At 57.6% G+C, this 14,916-nt stretch carries 12 protein-coding genes; 7 read left to right on the top strand and 5 right to left on the bottom strand.

All coding sequences use genetic code 11. The features are described 5' to 3' along the window. The 7 genes from hpnA to hpnE all read left to right on the top strand — a co-directional run bounded on the left by hpnA (position 1) and on the right by hpnE (position 7,312). A complete protein-coding gene (gene hpnA / locus VN577_20685) occupies positions 1-1,068 on the top strand; it encodes a hopanoid-associated sugar epimerase (protein ID HWR17258.1) in 1,068 nt (355 codons plus the stop codon). Then, positions 1,058-1,795, top strand: a complete 738-nt coding sequence (locus VN577_20680) for a hypothetical protein (protein ID HWR17257.1) — start codon at positions 1,058-1,060, stop codon at positions 1,793-1,795. The genes hpnA and VN577_20680 overlap by 11 nt, the downstream gene beginning before the upstream one ends. A 3-nt stretch (positions 1,796-1,798) precedes the next feature. Further along, positions 1,799-2,917 (top strand): zinc-dependent dehydrogenase, encoded by a 1,119-nt coding sequence (locus VN577_20675; protein ID HWR17256.1) that lies wholly within the window; start codon positions 1,799-1,801, stop codon positions 2,915-2,917. An 11-nt stretch (positions 2,918-2,928) separates the two neighbouring features. After that, positions 2,929-3,966, top strand: a complete 1,038-nt coding sequence (locus VN577_20670; GenBank protein HWR17255.1) for a zinc-binding dehydrogenase — start codon at positions 2,929-2,931, stop codon at positions 3,964-3,966. Between the two features lie 93 nt (positions 3,967-4,059). Further along, positions 4,060-4,989, top strand: a complete 930-nt coding sequence (gene hpnC / locus VN577_20665; GenBank protein HWR17254.1) for a squalene synthase HpnC — start codon at positions 4,060-4,062, stop codon at positions 4,987-4,989. Then, the gene (locus VN577_20660; protein HWR17253.1) at positions 4,989-5,927 is read left to right on the top strand and encodes a phytoene/squalene synthase family protein; all 939 of its coding nucleotides are present in this window, start codon (positions 4,989-4,991) and stop codon (positions 5,925-5,927) included. Before hpnC ends, VN577_20660 begins: the two co-directional genes overlap by 1 nt. Before the next feature lie 11 nt (positions 5,928-5,938). Continuing rightward, positions 5,939-7,312, top strand: a complete 1,374-nt coding sequence (gene hpnE / locus VN577_20655; protein ID HWR17252.1) for a hydroxysqualene dehydroxylase HpnE — start codon at positions 5,939-5,941, stop codon at positions 7,310-7,312. Positions 7,313-7,320: 8 nt separating this feature from the next. Here hpnE and VN577_20650 read toward each other — a convergent pair whose 3' ends face one another. The 5 genes from VN577_20650 to VN577_20630 all read right to left on the bottom strand — a co-directional run bounded on the left by VN577_20650 (position 7,321) and on the right by VN577_20630 (position 14,840). After that, positions 7,321-8,277, bottom strand: coding sequence for a MoxR family ATPase (locus VN577_20650; GenBank protein ID HWR17251.1), 957 nt, complete (start codon positions 8,275-8,277; stop codon positions 7,321-7,323). A gap of 173 nt (positions 8,278-8,450) precedes the next feature. After that, positions 8,451-9,296 (bottom strand): zinc metalloprotease HtpX, encoded by an 846-nt coding sequence (gene htpX, locus VN577_20645; protein ID HWR17250.1) that lies wholly within the window; start codon positions 9,294-9,296, stop codon positions 8,451-8,453. A gap of 120 nt (positions 9,297-9,416) precedes the next feature. Next, on the bottom strand, positions 9,417-11,213 hold the full coding sequence (locus VN577_20640; GenBank protein HWR17249.1) for an acyl-CoA dehydrogenase family protein: 1,797 nt from the start codon (positions 11,211-11,213) through the stop codon (positions 9,417-9,419). Positions 11,214-11,229: 16 nt separating this feature from the next. After that, positions 11,230-12,408 (bottom strand): acetyl-CoA C-acyltransferase, encoded by a 1,179-nt coding sequence (locus tag VN577_20635; GenBank protein ID HWR17248.1) that lies wholly within the window; start codon positions 12,406-12,408, stop codon positions 11,230-11,232. 20 nt (positions 12,409-12,428) lie between these two features. Next, positions 12,429-14,840: a 3-hydroxyacyl-CoA dehydrogenase NAD-binding domain-containing protein gene (locus VN577_20630; protein ID HWR17247.1), complete on the bottom strand. Its 2,412-nt coding sequence runs from the start codon at positions 14,838-14,840 to the stop codon at positions 12,429-12,431. Positions 14,841-14,916: the final 76 nt, after the last annotated feature.

Raw genomic sequence — 14,916 nt, 5'->3', positions numbered from 1 at the left:
GTGGAGACTACGACTGACATCACCGAGAGTGAAGGGTCAACCCAAGCCCATTCTGGCCGCACAACGCTGAATGCCTTCGTGACGGGCGCTACGGGATTCCTCGGAAGCCATGTCGCCCGTGTTCTTGCGGACGGCGGCGCAAACCTGCGGCTGCTGGTTCGTCCGACAAGCGATGTTCGTAATCTGGCGGCGCTCGAGAAGGCTGACCGGGTTGTGGGTGATTTGCGCGAACCGGAGTCGCTGAAGAAAGCAATGTCCGGATGCGATGTAGTGTTTCACGTGGCTGCGGATTACCGGTTGTGGACTCCGACGAAGGCGGATGTGGACCAGATGTACCGGTCCAACGTCGAAGGCACGAGGGCCATCATTCAAGCGGCGCAAGAGGCCAAAGTTCGACGCGTGGTGTACACGAGCAGCGTGGCGACGATGGGCTTCCGGAAAGACGGCGCCCTGGTAGATGAATCCGCGCCGGTCACGATTGGTGACATGGTGAGCCACTATAAGAAGTCGAAGTTCATGGCTGAACAAGTGGCGCTGGAAGCGGGGCGCAAAGGGGCCGATGTTGTCGTGGTAAATCCGACGACTCCGATCGGTGAACAGGATTTGAAGCCCACGCCGACGGGACGGATTATTCTCGACTTTCTGAAGCGGAAGTTTCCGGCTTACGTCGACACGGGCTTGAACCTGGTGGATGTCCACCAATGCGCTCGCGGACACTTGATGGCGATGGAGAAAGCGCAACCGGGAGAAAGGTACATTCTCGGTGGCGAAAACCTGACGCTAAAGCAGATACTGGACAAGCTTTCGGCGATCACAGGACTGCCTTCTCCAAAAGTAAAGCTCCCTTACGGAGTGGCGCTTGGCTTCGGCGTGTTCGATACGTTCTTCAGCGGGTACGTATTGAAAAGGACTCCTCGGGCCTCGATTGATGAGGTTCGCATGGGGCGAAAGAAGATGTTTGTTACTTCGGCCAAGGCAGTACGCGAGTTAGGCTGGCGCGAAGTCGCCGTAGATGGTGCGCTGCGGCGCTCCGTCGATTGGTTCAGGACAAACGGATATGTCGCCTAAGATCGCGATTATCGGCGCGATGCAGCGGGAGATCGCTCCCATGCTGAAGTACTGGACGCGCGGGCTGCTAAAGCATGGCGGCCGGATATTCGCGATGTGGAAGAGCGGCGAGTGTACTTACATCCAGAGCGGGATGGGGAAAGAACCGGCTATGGCTGCTGCGCGAGCGGCACTTGAAGCGGCAAAGCCTGAGATTCTTATCTCGGCGGGATTCGCGGGAGCATTGACGGCGGCTCTTTCGGTGGGGGAAGTAGTTGTTCCGGAACAGGTGGTGGATGGGGTTACAGGTAAGGTGTTTGTGTCGCCAGGCGGAACGGGGATACTGGTGAGTGCGCCAATGATCGCCGACGAAGCCTCGAAGCGGAAACTTGCGCAACAATTCAAGGCAGACTTGGTTGACATGGAAGCGGCAGCTGTGGGGACGGTTGCTGAGGAGCATAAGGTTCTGTTTTGCGCGGTTAAGGCAATTTCCGACGAACTGGGGTTTGCCATGCCGCCTTTCAACACCTATGTAAAAGAGGACGGGACGTTGGCCATCGACAAGTTCGCGGCCCATGTCGCCGTCCGGCCCGGATACTGGCCCAGCCTGATGCAGTTGGCCAGGAACTCGAAGAAGGCTTCTCTGGAGCTTTCGAGTGCTGTAGTGCATCTGGTAAAGAAGCTTTCGGACACAGATCTTGAGAATGCGATGCGGATGGTGGGGACCTCCGCCCGCGCGGTGAATTGATTCATGTCAACGGTTGCACAGGTACAAGCGGCGGAGCTTGAGAGTATTCCGTCAACCATGAAGGCGCTCGTCTATCAGGGCGTGAATGACGTTCGCTTGCAAGAAGTGCCGGTCCCGGAGATTGGCCCCGGCGAACTGCTGGTCAGAGTCCACACGTGCGGAATCTGCGGCACCGATCTGAAGAAAATCGCGACGGGATCGCACTCGGCTCCGCGCATATTTGGACATGAGACTACCGGCGTGGTTGCGGCCGTCGGCACAGGGGTTAAGAAGTTCGTTGTCGGCGATAGGGTGGCATTCTTCCACCACATCCCATGCGGTACCTGCTACTACTGCAGGCATAAGGTATTTGCGCAGTGTGCGGTGTACAAGAAGGTTGGCTGTACGGCTGGATTTGAGCCGTCCGGTGGTGGTTTTGCCGAGTACGTCCGGGTGATGGACTGGATCGTGGAGAAGGGCGTCGTGCGGATTCCGGATGGAGTCAGTCACGAGCAGGCGTCGTTCATGGAACCGGTGAACACGTGCTGGAAGGCAATCCCCCTGCTGGGTTTGAAGCCAGAAGAAACTTTGCTGGTGATTGGACAGGGACCCATTGGAATCATCCTGGCCGCACTGGCCAAGAGGACGGGGGCGAGAGTTATCACTTCCGATTTGTTCCCCCAGAGGCTTACAATAGCTCAAGCTTTTGGACTGCAAGAGACACTAGACGCTTCGCAGACTGACACGGTTGAGTACGTAAAAAAAGAAACCGAAGGTCGCGGAGCCGATGCAGTGATTTTGGCTGTCCCGGGGACGAAGCTGATAGGGACTGCCATTGATGCCGCGCGACCGGGTGGGCGCGTGATGCTGTTCGCCCAAACGGCTCGGGAGCAGGCAGTGATTGACCCTGCTGCAATTTGCGTGGACGAGAAGACCCTTCTCGGTTCTTATAGCGCTTCCGTGGACCTGCAAGAAGAATCAACGGGTTGGGTTTTCGGCGGGGGCTTGGATTTGACCAAGCTCGTATCGCACCGTTTTCCGTTGGAAAACGCAGTGGAAGGGTTAAATGTTGCTGCTCATCCGAAACCGGACACCATGAAACTGGTGATTCAGCCGGGCGGCAATTGGAAGGACGACAGATAGTGAACGGACAAATGACGGCAGCCGTCCTCTATGGCAAAGAGGACGTAAAGATCGAGAAAGTTCCCATTCCGCGATTGGCGGAAGGCGAAGTTCTGATCAAGGTACAGGTAGCCCTCACTTGCGGCACCGATTTAAAGGTGTACCAGCGCGGGTACCATGCGCGCATGATTGTTCCTCCGGCCTTGTTTGGGCACGAATTGGCCGGAGTGATTGAAGAGGTAGGCCCCGGGGTGAGGGGCTTCAAGCGCGGCCAACGTGTGGTTGCGCTCAACTCCGCGCCGTGCGGGATGTGCTTCTACTGCTCCAAGCACCAGGAGAATCTTTGCGAAGACCTGCTCTTCAATAACGGCGCTTACGCGGAATACATCAAAGTGCCCCGACGGATCGTGGAAGCGAACATGCTCGCGATTCCGCCCGACGTCTCGTACGAAGAAGCTGCCATGGTGGAACCCCTGGCTTGCGTGCTGCGTGGACTGCACGAGACAGGGGTAGAGATCGGCGACACCGTAGCCGTGATCGGCGGCGGCCCAATCGGCCTTATGTTTATGCAGGCCGCGAAACTTACGGGCTGCAATGTGATTGCGGTCGTAAAACGTGACGGGCAGGTGGCTGCCGCAAAGCGGATCGGCTCGCACGAAGTGGTTCAGATCACGCAGGTAAAGGATCCGGTGGAATCAGTCCGAGCCCTGACGCCCGACCGTCGTGGTGCTGACGTAGTGGTTGAAGCTGTCGGCCGTCCGACGGCATGGGAGTGGGCCATTGACATGGTCCGCAAGGGCGGAACCGTGAATTTCTTCGGAGGGTGCGCGTCGGGAACCAAGGTGAGCCTGGACACCCAGCGCCTGCACTACTCGGAGGTCACACTCAAGGCGACGTTCCATCACACTCCGGAAAGCGTGCGGAAGGCGTTTGCCCTGATTTCGGAGCGAAAGATCAAGGGCAATGACTACATTACTGGAGAAGCGCCCTTGTCGCGCCTGCAGCATGTGTTGAAGCACATGTTGAACCGGAATGGCGACATCAAGACGGCGATTATTCCCGGTCACTAGACACCGAGGGCAGAGGACGAAGTTCGAGTTCATCACAGAGAGCTTCGTCCTTTGTCACTTCTGAAGTTCCATACCTTACCTATAATGGAAATCATGACCCAGGGCGGAAACACACCACTGACCGCTTCAGATTGGTCTGCATTGCCCTCCAGTTATGTCACGCCTGCGACGGCACCTTCTTTAAAGGAAGCACGCGAATATTGCCGGCGCCTGGCTACCAGCCACTACGAGAACTTTTCAGTCGCCACATGGTTCCTTCCGTCGCAACTGCGCGAACACTTTTATGCTGTGTACGCGTACTGCCGGATTTCAGACGACCTCGGAGATGAGGCAGGTGATCCGCAGAAGTCGCTTCGGCTGCTGAATGCATGGGAACAAGAACTCGACGCATGCTACGAAGGCCGCGCGAAGCATCCGGTGTTTGTTGCGCTGGCTGACACCGTTCGAGTCTGCGACATCCCGAAGAAGCCCTTTGCCGACCTGCTAATTGCTTTCCGGCAGGACCAGACGACCACACGGTACGAGCGATTTGAGGACCTGCTTGGATATTGCCGGAATTCCGCGAATCCGGTGGGCCGCCTGGTGCTTTACGTGTGCGGGTATAGTGACGAGGCACTCCAGAAGCTTTCCGATTACACGTGCGTAGGGTTGCAGCTTGCGAACTTCTGGCAGGACGTTACCGTCGACTGGGAAAAAGGACGTCTCTATATACCGCTGGAAGATATGGAGCGTTTCGGTGTGACCGAGCAACAGATTGCAGAGCGTCGGTTTTCACCGGAATTCCGCGAACTGATGAAGTACGAAGTCGGACGTGCGCGAGACCTGTTCAACATGGGACTTCCGCTCGCGAACCTGGTAGACGAGAAGCTGGGCACGGACATCGAACTTTTCACCCGGGGAGGGCAGGAGATCTTGAACGCGATCGAACGGCAGGACTTCAACGTGCTTAAGTCGCGACCGTCGATTTCGAAGTCGCGGAAGGTGGCGCTCGTCCTGGGTGCGGCCCTGAGGAGGGTCTTTTGATGGCGGCGGCCGACACGGCACGCCGTCCGGCGAACAAAGCCGCTCCACTCCAACTAAGGGCGGCGTATGCGGTTTGCCGGAGCATAACCAGAGCTTCCGCCAAGAACTTCTATTACGGATTCCTCGTGTTACCGCGCCGAAAGCGTGATGCTCTTTGTGCGGTGTACGCGTTCATGCGGAATGCCGACGACATCTCGGACGCACCGGGAATTTCGGACGCGGAACGACGGGCCAGGCTGGAAACTCTGATGGAAGGTTTCCACGCGGTGGATGCAGGACGACCGACGGATGACCCGGTTCTTCTAGCTCTGGCAAACGCGAAACAGCGGTTCAAGATTCCGAGCCATCTGCTTGAGAAACTCGTCTACGGCACCACGATGGACTTGAATTTCGGCGCCGCTCAACCTACTACGCCGGGTGCGCCCGTTGTTCTTTACCGTACTTTCGATGATCTCTATCAGTATTGCTACCACGTCGCTTCGGTGGTTGGCCTGGTTTGCATCTGCATCTTTGGGTACCAGCATCCGCGGGCTGAAAAACTCGCTGAACGAACCGGAATTGCGTTCCAGGTAACGAACATCATCCGCGACGTAAAGGAAGATGCTCAGATGGGCCGGGTGTATCTTCCGGCGGCGGACCTGAAGCAGTTCCATGTTGAACCCAACGAACTGGCAACGAGCTCCAATGTCCCAAACCTGAAGCCGTTGCTGATGCTGGAAGCGGACCGCGCACGTGAGTTCTACAAGTCCGGGTATGAACTTCTGAACTACATCGATGAGGACAGCCGTCCTGCGCTTTGGACGCTGGTGGAAATCTATAGCCGGTTACTCGATAAGATCGCAAAGCAGGAGTACAGCGTACTTGGAGAAAAGGTCCGGTTGACGACGTGGGAAAAAGTCAAAGTGCTGGCGAAAGGAATGCTGAAGCGTCTGAAGTAACGCTTGAAGTCATGCCGGCAATAAACACAAGTCAAACGGTCGCAGTTGTGGGCGGCGGCCTTGGCGGCCTTGCGGCGGGGTGTGCGCTTGCCGATGCAGGATACCGGGTGACGCTGTTCGAGCGGCGTCCGTACTTGGGAGGAAGAGCCTCGTCTTATCAGCATCCGGGGACCGGGGAGGTCGTCGACAACTGCCAGCACGTGCTGCTCGGATGTTGCACGAACTTGATTGATCTATATCGACGAAGCGGGGTGGAGAATCAAATCCGCTGGTTTGATCGGTTGAACTTTCTCGAACCGGGGGGAAGGAACTCCGAAATTGCGATCGGAGCTTTGCCCGCACCGTTGCACACCGCACCAACATTCCTAACAGCCAGAGCCCTTGGTTTCTCCGACAAACTGGCAATAGCTAAAGCAATGCTTGAGCTTATGGGCGACGTGAACGATGACGGAAGATCGTTCCTCGCGTGGCTGCGCAGCCGTGGGCAGACGGAGTGCGCGATCTCGCGGTTCTGGGCTCCGGTGCTGGTTAGTGCGCTGAATGAAAATCTGGAGAACTGCTCGATTCGATACGGGGCACTAGTTTTTCGGGAGTCGTTCCTTAAGTCGGTAGAAGCTGGTCGCATGGGAATCCCGGCGATCCCGTTGAGTGAGTTGTACAGCGCCGCGGGAGATTACATCCGTGAACGTGGCGGCGAAGTGAATTTGCGCGCGGCCGTCGAGAGTTTTGCGGCCGGGGATTCGGGGGTAGTGCTCGGCGTCAGCGGACAGGAAGTTAAGGCCGATTACGCTGTGCTTGCAGTTCCGTTCAATACCGTTGCGAACTTGCTTCCTGGAGACAATGTAGGGGCCGCCATTCGAGAGATGGCCGGTCATTTTGAAAGCTCTCCCATCACGGGCATACACCTGTGGTTTGATCGGCAGATCACCACTCTTGAGCATGCCGTTCTGCTCGACCGGACGATCCAGTGGATGTTCCACAAGTCGAAGCTACTGAACCGCGACGGGTCGGGAAGCTATGTGGAACTGGTGGTCAGCGCGTCGAAGTCGCTGGTGGAGATGGGGCGACAGGAGATTATCGACCTTGCCGTGAAGGAACTGGGCGAATTCTTGCCGCTGGTCCGTGAGGCGAAGCTAGAGAAGGCAACGGTGATCAAGGAAGTTCACGCCACGTACTCACCGAAACCGGGCGTGGATGAGTATCGTCCGAAGGCGCAAACGGGATGGCCCCGCATCGTTCTGGCCGGAGACTGGACCGATACAGGCTGGCCGGCGACGATGGAAGGGGCTGTGCGAAGCGGCTACCTGGCTGCAGAGGCCCTGACAGGCAAGCAATTTCTAGTGCCCGATCTGCCGGCTTCCGGCCTGATGAAGCTATTCTGCTGATCTCGAAACTAGACAGGAACCGGCACGCTCTCTACGATTTCCCGCAGAATCTGCTCTGATTGCTCAGACTTCTTCAAAGTAGAAGAGTAGCGACCGCTCACAACCACGCGATGAGAGAAGACGGGGATGGCAAGCGTCTTGAAGTCTTCTGGTGTGGCGAAGTTTCGTCCGTCGACAAAAGCCAAAGACTGAGCGGCGCGATACAGCATCAGCGAACCGCGAGGTGACACACCGAGCGAAAGGTGCGCCGATTGGCGAGTCCGGTTCACGATGGCGAGCGCGTATTCAACCAGCGAATCGTCTACGGTCACGCCGGTGACTTCTTCCTGAATCGCGATGACTTCTTCTCTGCTCAAGATCGGTTGTACTTCGTCGAGGCGGGCGGCGCCGGCTTCGGCGCGCAGGATCTGTCGCTCGCTCTCAGCCGCTGGGTAGCCCATGTGAAGCCGCATCAGGAAGCGGTCCATCTGCGATTCGGGAAGCGGATAGGTGCCATGATGTTCGACTGGGTTTTGCGTCGCGATTACCAGGAAAGGTTGCGGCAATGGATAGGAGTCGCGATCGACCGTCACCTGGTGCTCGTTCATGGCTTCCAGCAAGGCGGACTGCGTCTTCGGGGTGGTGCGGTTGATTTCGTCGGCGAGCAGAACGTTGGTGAATACGGGACCGCGCTTGAACTCGAACTTCTGCTCAACGGTGGAGTACATCGAGATGCCGAGGACGTCGCTCGGCAACATGTCCGCGGTGAACTGAACGCGTTGGAAGTCGACGTCGAGCGCCCGAGCGATGGCTTGCGCCAGCGTGGTCTTGCCGACTCCGGGCACGCCTTCGATTAACAGGTGCCCTCTCGCGAACAGGCATACCAATGACAAACGGACAACATCGTCCTGGCCCCGGATGATGCTGCGCAACGCGCTTTCAAGCGCCGCTGCCCGCGACGACGCCTTGAGAGTTTGTGTGGACATTCGTTTGGATTCTAACTCAGCGGCGCGCATTCAATTACCGCATTCAGTAGTGGAACGGTGATAACTGAAGTACTTGCACTTGTACCGTTCTACACGATCCGAGACAAGCTGAATGCAAAAAGGCTGGGCCTTTTCGCGCCCAGCCTTCTTGTTCAAGCGATCAGTTCAAGCCATCAGGCCTGGAATTCAGCCGGCCTGCCGGTGAGCCGTTCGATTCGTTTCGCGATCGGCGGGTGAGTGGAGAACAGGCTCGCAACGTCCATGCCCAGCATAGGTTTCACGATGAAAAGGTGAGCCGTGGAAGGGCTGCCCATCATCGGGATGCGACGCGAGTAGGCATCGAGTTTGCGGAGCGCACTGGCCAAAGCGTACGGGTTTCCGGTGATGTGCGCGCCCGTGGCATCGGCAGCGTATTCCCGCGAACGCGAGACGGCCATCTGGATCAGCATGGCAGCCAGCGGAGCCAGAATCAGCATAGCGATGGCGCCAATCGGACTTCCTCCACGGTCGCGGTCGTCGCGGCTGCCTCCAAACCAGAAGCCCATCCTTGCCAGCATGGTGATGGCGCCGGCAATGGTTGCGGCAACGGATCCAATCAGAATGTCGCGGTTGCGAACGTGGCCGAGTTCGTGCGCCAGCACGCCCTCAAGTTCTTCGTCGGTCAGCAATTGCAGGATGCCTTCCGTGACCGCCACAGACGCATGCTTCGGATTTCGGCCGGTTGCGAACGCATTCGGGGATTCGGATGGGATGACAAACAGCTTGGGCATCGGCAACCCGGTGCGCTGGGTCAACCGTTCGACGATCCCATAAACACGTGGAGATTGTTCGCGAGTGACAGGCTTAGCGCCGTACATCGCCAAGGCAATCTTGTCGGAGAAAAAGTACGAGACGAAGTTCATGACGCCGGCAAAAACCAGGGCCATGATCATGCCGCGTTCGCCACCAAAGTACTGTCCGATGGCGAGCATCAGCAACGTCATCAATGTCAGCAGGAACGCAGTCTTAAAAGTATTCATAGCTTACCTAAGTAGATGTTAAATCATTGGCGAGGATGCAAAGTCGAGAGCTGAATGCATGGCGATTTTCCCAATAAGAAAGCGGGTGCCGAAGCACCCGCCGTTGTTCATCCCAGTACTTTAGGAGATGACGTACTTACCGGCATCCAGAGTACGTGAGGCGATCTGCTGAGTGAGGCCGATGGTGTTGAAAGGCTCGTATTTCGCAAGCCGCCGCAGGATGGCCATTTGCGTCCGGAGCATGTCACCCTCGGCGACCGCAGCAATCACACGCCGTGCGGCCGATTCGATCCGCTCCATGGCTTCGGCGATATAGACCTGGGTCATGGCGATGGCCAGGGCCGCCGCGGCTTCACCCTGTTTCTCGATCAGCTTTAGGGTCCGCAGCAGTGCCGACTCCATGATGTAGCCCTCGATAATCATGTCGGCAATGGCGCCCATGATTTCCTGCTGATCGGCAAGAGCAGCCATGTACTTCTGCGAAGCGGCGCCGGAGGAGAAGAGGCCAATCTTCTTGGCATTTGCTACCACGGCGCGTTCTGCCGCCATGGGACCTTCCGCGCCTTCACTGAACGAAGGGCCAGCCATGACTTCGTCGAGCACCTGCTTGATCTTCGGCATCAGCGGGAGTTGGCCCGTCATGGCACGCTTCAGCACGAAGCCGGTGGTGATGAGACGATTGATTTCGTTGGTGCCCTCGAAGATGCGGTTCACACGCGAGTCGCGATAGGCTCGCTCAGCTGGATACTCCTCGACGAAACCGTAGCCGCCGTAGATCTGCACCGTTTCATCCACAACGAAGTCGAGCATTTCCGAGCCCCAGACCTTGATGATGGAGCACTCTACCGCGTATTCCTCGATGGCTTTGCGGATTTGCTGGGTGGCATCGGGCGCTGTTTTGTCTATGTCGCTAAGCGCAGTGTCCATCATGCCTACGGTGCGATAGACCGCACTCTCACCCACGTAGATATGGGTCGCCATGCGGGCGATCTTCTCGCGGATGAGGCCGAAGTCGGCGATCGTCTTCCCGAAGGCCTTGCGGGATTTTGCGTACTGGATGGCGTTCGTCATTGAGTTACGCGCGCCGCCGACGCAACCCGCACCAAGCTTGAAACGACCCACGTTGAGGATGTTGAAGGCGATCACGTGCCCTTTGCCGATGTCACCCAAGACGTTTTCAACGGGGACTTGGCAGTCGGTGAGAATGAGCGGACAGGTAGAGGATCCGCGGATTCCCATCTTGTGCTCTTCAGCTCCTACGTTGAAGCCGGGAAACGTGCGCTCGACGATGAAGGCAGTCATCTTCTCGCCGTCGATCTTCGCGAACACAATGAAGACGTCGGCGAACCCCGCGTTCGAGATCCACATTTTTTCGCCGTTAAGGATGTAATGCTTTCCGTCGGGCGAGAGAACGGCCTTGGTTCGCAAGCTCAGGGCGTCCGAACCGGAGGAGGATTCCGAAAGGGCGTAAGCGCCGATGTATTCGCCGGAGGCCAGCTTCGGCAGGTACTTGGCTTTCTGCTCGGCGGTGCCGAACCACACGATCGGCAGCGTGCCAATACCCACGTGAGCGCCCCAGGCGACTGAAAAGCTTCCAGACTTCGCGATTCGATCAGCGATGATCGCGGAGGTCACCTTGTCCATCTCCATCCCGCCGTATTCCTCGGGGATGTCTACGGAAGAGAGGCCGAGCTCGCTGCCTTTTTTCAGCAGACCGCGGGTGACGTCAAACTGCTTGGCTTCGATCGCATCGTTGGCGGGGACGATTTCCTTGGTTGCGAACTCCTCTGCCGTCTGGGCGATGAGCACATGCTGTTCGTTGAAATCTTCGGGGGTAAAGACTTCTTCGGGAGTGCGATCCTCAAGGAGGAAACTCGCACCCATAATCTTGTTCTTCGGAATTGCTGCTGTTGCCATAGTGCTCTCCCGTCTTTTATTGCATGCTTTCGATAATTCCTGCTGCGCCCATTCCACCGCCGACGCACATCGTCACGATTCCATAACGCCCGTTGCGCCGCTTGAGTTCACGGATGATAGACGCCGTTAGTTTGGCTCCGGTGCATCCCAGCGGATGGCCGAGTGCAATGGCCCCTCCATTTGGATTCACCTTCTCTGGGTCGAGACCACCTTCCTTGATGACGCTCAGCGACTGAGCGGCGAAGGCTTCGTTCAACTCGATGACGTCGATGTCGCCGAGTTTGAGGCCGGCGATCTTCAGTGCCTTCGGGATCGCGTAAACCGGCCCGATACCCATCTCTTCCGGCTTGTATCCGGCAGTGGCAAATGCGACAAAGCGAGCGAGTGGCTTAAGGCCGAGCGTTTTCGCCTTCTCGGCAGACATTACGACCGATGCCGCTGCTCCGTCCGACATCTGGGACGAGTTACCGGCGGTGACAGTGCCTTTCACGTGAAAGGCAGGTTTGAGCGCTAAGAGTGCTTCTATTGTGGTGTCGGCACGCGGGCCTTCGTCGACCTTGAAGACGATTTCCGTACGCTTCGGCTTCGAACCGTTCGGGGTGGTGAAGCTTACGGGTACGGGAACAATTTCGTCATCGAACTTGCCGGATTGGATGGCGGCGATGGCGTTCTTATGCGAGCGCAAGGAAAACTCATCGGCCTGCTCGCGGGTGATGCCGTAGCGCTTCGCCAAACGCTCCGCCGTCAAACCCATCGAGAGATAGGCATCCGGATAATTCGAAACGAGCCACGGATTCGCAGAGACCTTGTGTCCACCCATGGGGATCATGGTCATGGACTCGGTTCCGCCGGCAACGACGACTTCCGCGCGGCCGGCTGCGATCGCGTCCGCTGCCAGAGAGATCGCCTGCAATCCTGACGAGCAGAAACGGTTGATCGTCATGGCGGAGCATTCGACGGGCAGTCCGGCGCGCAGGGAAGCGATACGAGCAACGTTCATGCCCTGCTCGGCCTCCGGCATCGCGCATCCGATGATGACATCTTCAATCTCTTTCGGATCGAGTTGAGGCACGCGTTCGAGTGCGCCCTTAATCGCCACTGCGGCCAGATCATCAGGCCGCGTGGCGCGGAGCGTACCCTTATAGGCTTTGCCTACGGGAGTACGAACAGATGAAACGATTACGACTTCAAGCATAGCGATTTCCTAAAATCCCACTAGTTCCGCAGGGGTTTGCCGGTCTTCAGTGTGTACTGAATCCGCTCCTGCGTCTTTCGCTCCCCACAGAGCGACTTAAATCCTTCACGTTCCAGATCGAGCAGATACTGCTCGCTGACTGGCATTCCTGGTGAAACCGCTCCACCGCAGAGCACCTCAGCGACCTTGTTGCCGATTTTTTGCTCGTGGTCGCTGATGTAGTCGCCCTGACGCATCATGTGAACGCCCAGTTTCAGCGTGGCAAGAATGTTTTCGCCTGGAGCGGGAACGTCCGTTCTCGGCACCGGAGGCTTGTATCCGAGCCGTGCCAGCTCAAGAGCGCAGGCTTTCGCGTCCGAAAGTTGGCGCTCGCGATTCATGCTGACGAGGTCACTATGGGAGAGGAAGCCCAGATTGCGTGCTTCGTTCACCGACGTTGACACCTTCGCCATGGCAACAGTTTCAAACACGCGCTTCATGGCTTCCATCAGTTCGACGGACTCGCCACGTCCATCCGGACGAATTGAAGTCGCGGCATCGACGGCACGCAGCGTCATTTCCTTGCAACCGCCGCCACCGGGCAGCAATCCCACTCCGACTTCCACCAGTCCCATATAGAGCTCCGCGTGCGGCTGCCGGACAGACGAGTGCAGGGCTACTTCGCAACCGCCGCCGAGCGTCATGCCGAAAGGCGCACAGACCACCGGCTTCGGCGAGAACTTGATGGCCTGCGTCATGTTCTGGAAGCCGCGGATCATGAAGTCGATCTCGTCCCACTCGCCTTCCTGAATCGACATAAGCAGAAGCATGATGTTCGCGCCGACGGAGAAGTTCGAGGCGTCGTTGGTGATCACGAACCCATCGAAGTTGGCGCCGACCTGAGAACCCGGTTTCAAAGTCTCAGTAATCAACTGGACGATGTCGCCGCCGATTGCGTTCATTTTCGAGTGGAACTCGATGCAGCCGATGCCGTCGCCGAGGTCAACGAGCGATGCGCCGGCATTCTTCTTTACTACGCCTTCGGATTTCTTCGCGACCGTAACAGACCAGACTCCTTCAGGAACCTGGACATGTTCATAGGAATTCGAGCGCAGGTCGAAGTACGATCTGCCCGACGCGGCGTGCGGACAGTCCTCGTACCAGGTCTTGACGCCGGCCGCCAGAAGTTTCTCGACGTTCGTGGCTACCGGCTTGCCTTCCTTCTTCATCCGGGCGACGGTAGCTTCTACACCGGCGGCGTCCCACAACTCAAACGGACCCATCTCCCAGTTAAAGCCCAGTTTCATGGCACGGTCGATTTCGACAACCGTGTCACTGATCTCCGGAACACGATTTGCGGCGTAGTTCCAAAGATCGCTCAGGGTACGCCAGAGGAAGTGGCCGGCCTTGTCTGGCTTGCTTCCGTCAAGGTTGAGCAGCATCTTCAGGCGCTGCGCCGTGTCCTCAATGTTCTTGGCCATCTCGAGGGAAGCGAAATGTGCCTTCTGGCGCGGACGGTATTCGAGAGTTTTCCAGTCGAGTCCGAGACGCTGTTCGCCTTCCGGTCCCTTGACCTTCTTGTAGAAGCCGCCCTTGGTCTTATCGCCGAGCATTTTCCGCTCGATCATTTGACGATAGAAGTCGGGGATCTTAAGGTCGCCGCGCTCGTCCTTCACATTGGCCGTCATGTTGGAGACAACGTGACCGAGGATGTCGAGGCCGACAAGGTCCATGAGGCGAAATGTCGCTGTCTTTGGCCAGCCCACTGCGGTGCCGGTGAGCGCGTCCACCTCTTCGATCGAAAGGTCCATCTCCTGCATGGCCTTCATAACGTTCAACGCCGAGAAGGTTCCGATGCGGTTGGCGATGAAATTCGGCGTGTCCTTCGCCCAGACAATCCCTTTTCCAAGACGCACGTCGCAGAAGTGTGCGATCGCATCCATGGCCGATTTGTCCGATTCCGGCGTGGGGATAATCTCCAGCAGGCGCATATAGCGCGGCGGATTAAAAAAGTGTGTGCCGAACCACATGCGCCGGAAGTCTTCCGAGAATCCTTCGGCGATGCTGGCCACGGGTAGTCCGCTGGTATTGGTGGTGATGATCGTTCCGGGTTTGCGTACCTGTTCGACCTTGCGCAAGAGGGAGCGCTTGATCTCCACGTTCTCGACGACGACTTCGATCACCCAATCACATTCGGACAGCCATTTCAGGTTGTCATCGAAGTTGCCGACCTTCACCAACTTGGCGAGAGAGGGCTCGAAGAATGCCGCGGGCTTCGATTTGATCGCACCATCCAGTCCGGCCTGCGCAATCTTATTGCGGGCAGGACCGTCGGCGTCGGGCGGCACGATGTCGAGCAGGTAAGAGGGAACGCCGGCATTCGCCAGGTGAGCAGCAATGCGCGCACCCATCGTTCCGGCGCCAAGGACAGCAACTTTATCAATGCGTTTCAAGTTCATCCCCACGGCCATGCGAACTAGTGAAATCGCTTGGAGGTGGTTTCGTCAACCGAAACACGCGAGAAGTGGG

This window comes from Terriglobales bacterium (genome assembly GCA_035561515.1).
Classification (GTDB): Bacteria; Acidobacteriota; Terriglobia; order Terriglobales; family Acidobacteriaceae; genus DATMXP01.
Note: the sequence above shows the minus strand (reverse complement) of the source record. Positions and strands in the feature narration are given on the sequence as shown.

Coding starts and splice junctions, on each gene's coding strand:
- VN577_20680 (HWR17257.1), top strand. CDS start 1,058: ATGTCGCCTAAGATCGCGATTATCGGCGCGATGCAGCGGGAGATCGCT.
- VN577_20675 (HWR17256.1), top strand. CDS start 1,799: ATGTCAACGGTTGCACAGGTACAAGCGGCGGAGCTTGAGAGTATTCCG.
- VN577_20670 (HWR17255.1), top strand. CDS start 2,929: ATGACGGCAGCCGTCCTCTATGGCAAAGAGGACGTAAAGATCGAGAAA.
- hpnC (HWR17254.1), top strand. CDS start 4,060: ATGACCCAGGGCGGAAACACACCACTGACCGCTTCAGATTGGTCTGCA.
- VN577_20660 (HWR17253.1), top strand. CDS start 4,989: ATGGCGGCGGCCGACACGGCACGCCGTCCGGCGAACAAAGCCGCTCCA.
- hpnE (HWR17252.1), top strand. CDS start 5,939: ATGCCGGCAATAAACACAAGTCAAACGGTCGCAGTTGTGGGCGGCGGC.
- VN577_20650 (HWR17251.1), bottom strand. CDS start 8,277: ATGTCCACACAAACTCTCAAGGCGTCGTCGCGGGCAGCGGCGCTTGAA.
- htpX (HWR17250.1), bottom strand. CDS start 9,296: ATGAATACTTTTAAGACTGCGTTCCTGCTGACATTGATGACGTTGCTG.
- VN577_20640 (HWR17249.1), bottom strand. CDS start 11,213: ATGGCAACAGCAGCAATTCCGAAGAACAAGATTATGGGTGCGAGTTTC.
- VN577_20635 (HWR17248.1), bottom strand. CDS start 12,408: ATGCTTGAAGTCGTAATCGTTTCATCTGTTCGTACTCCCGTAGGCAAA.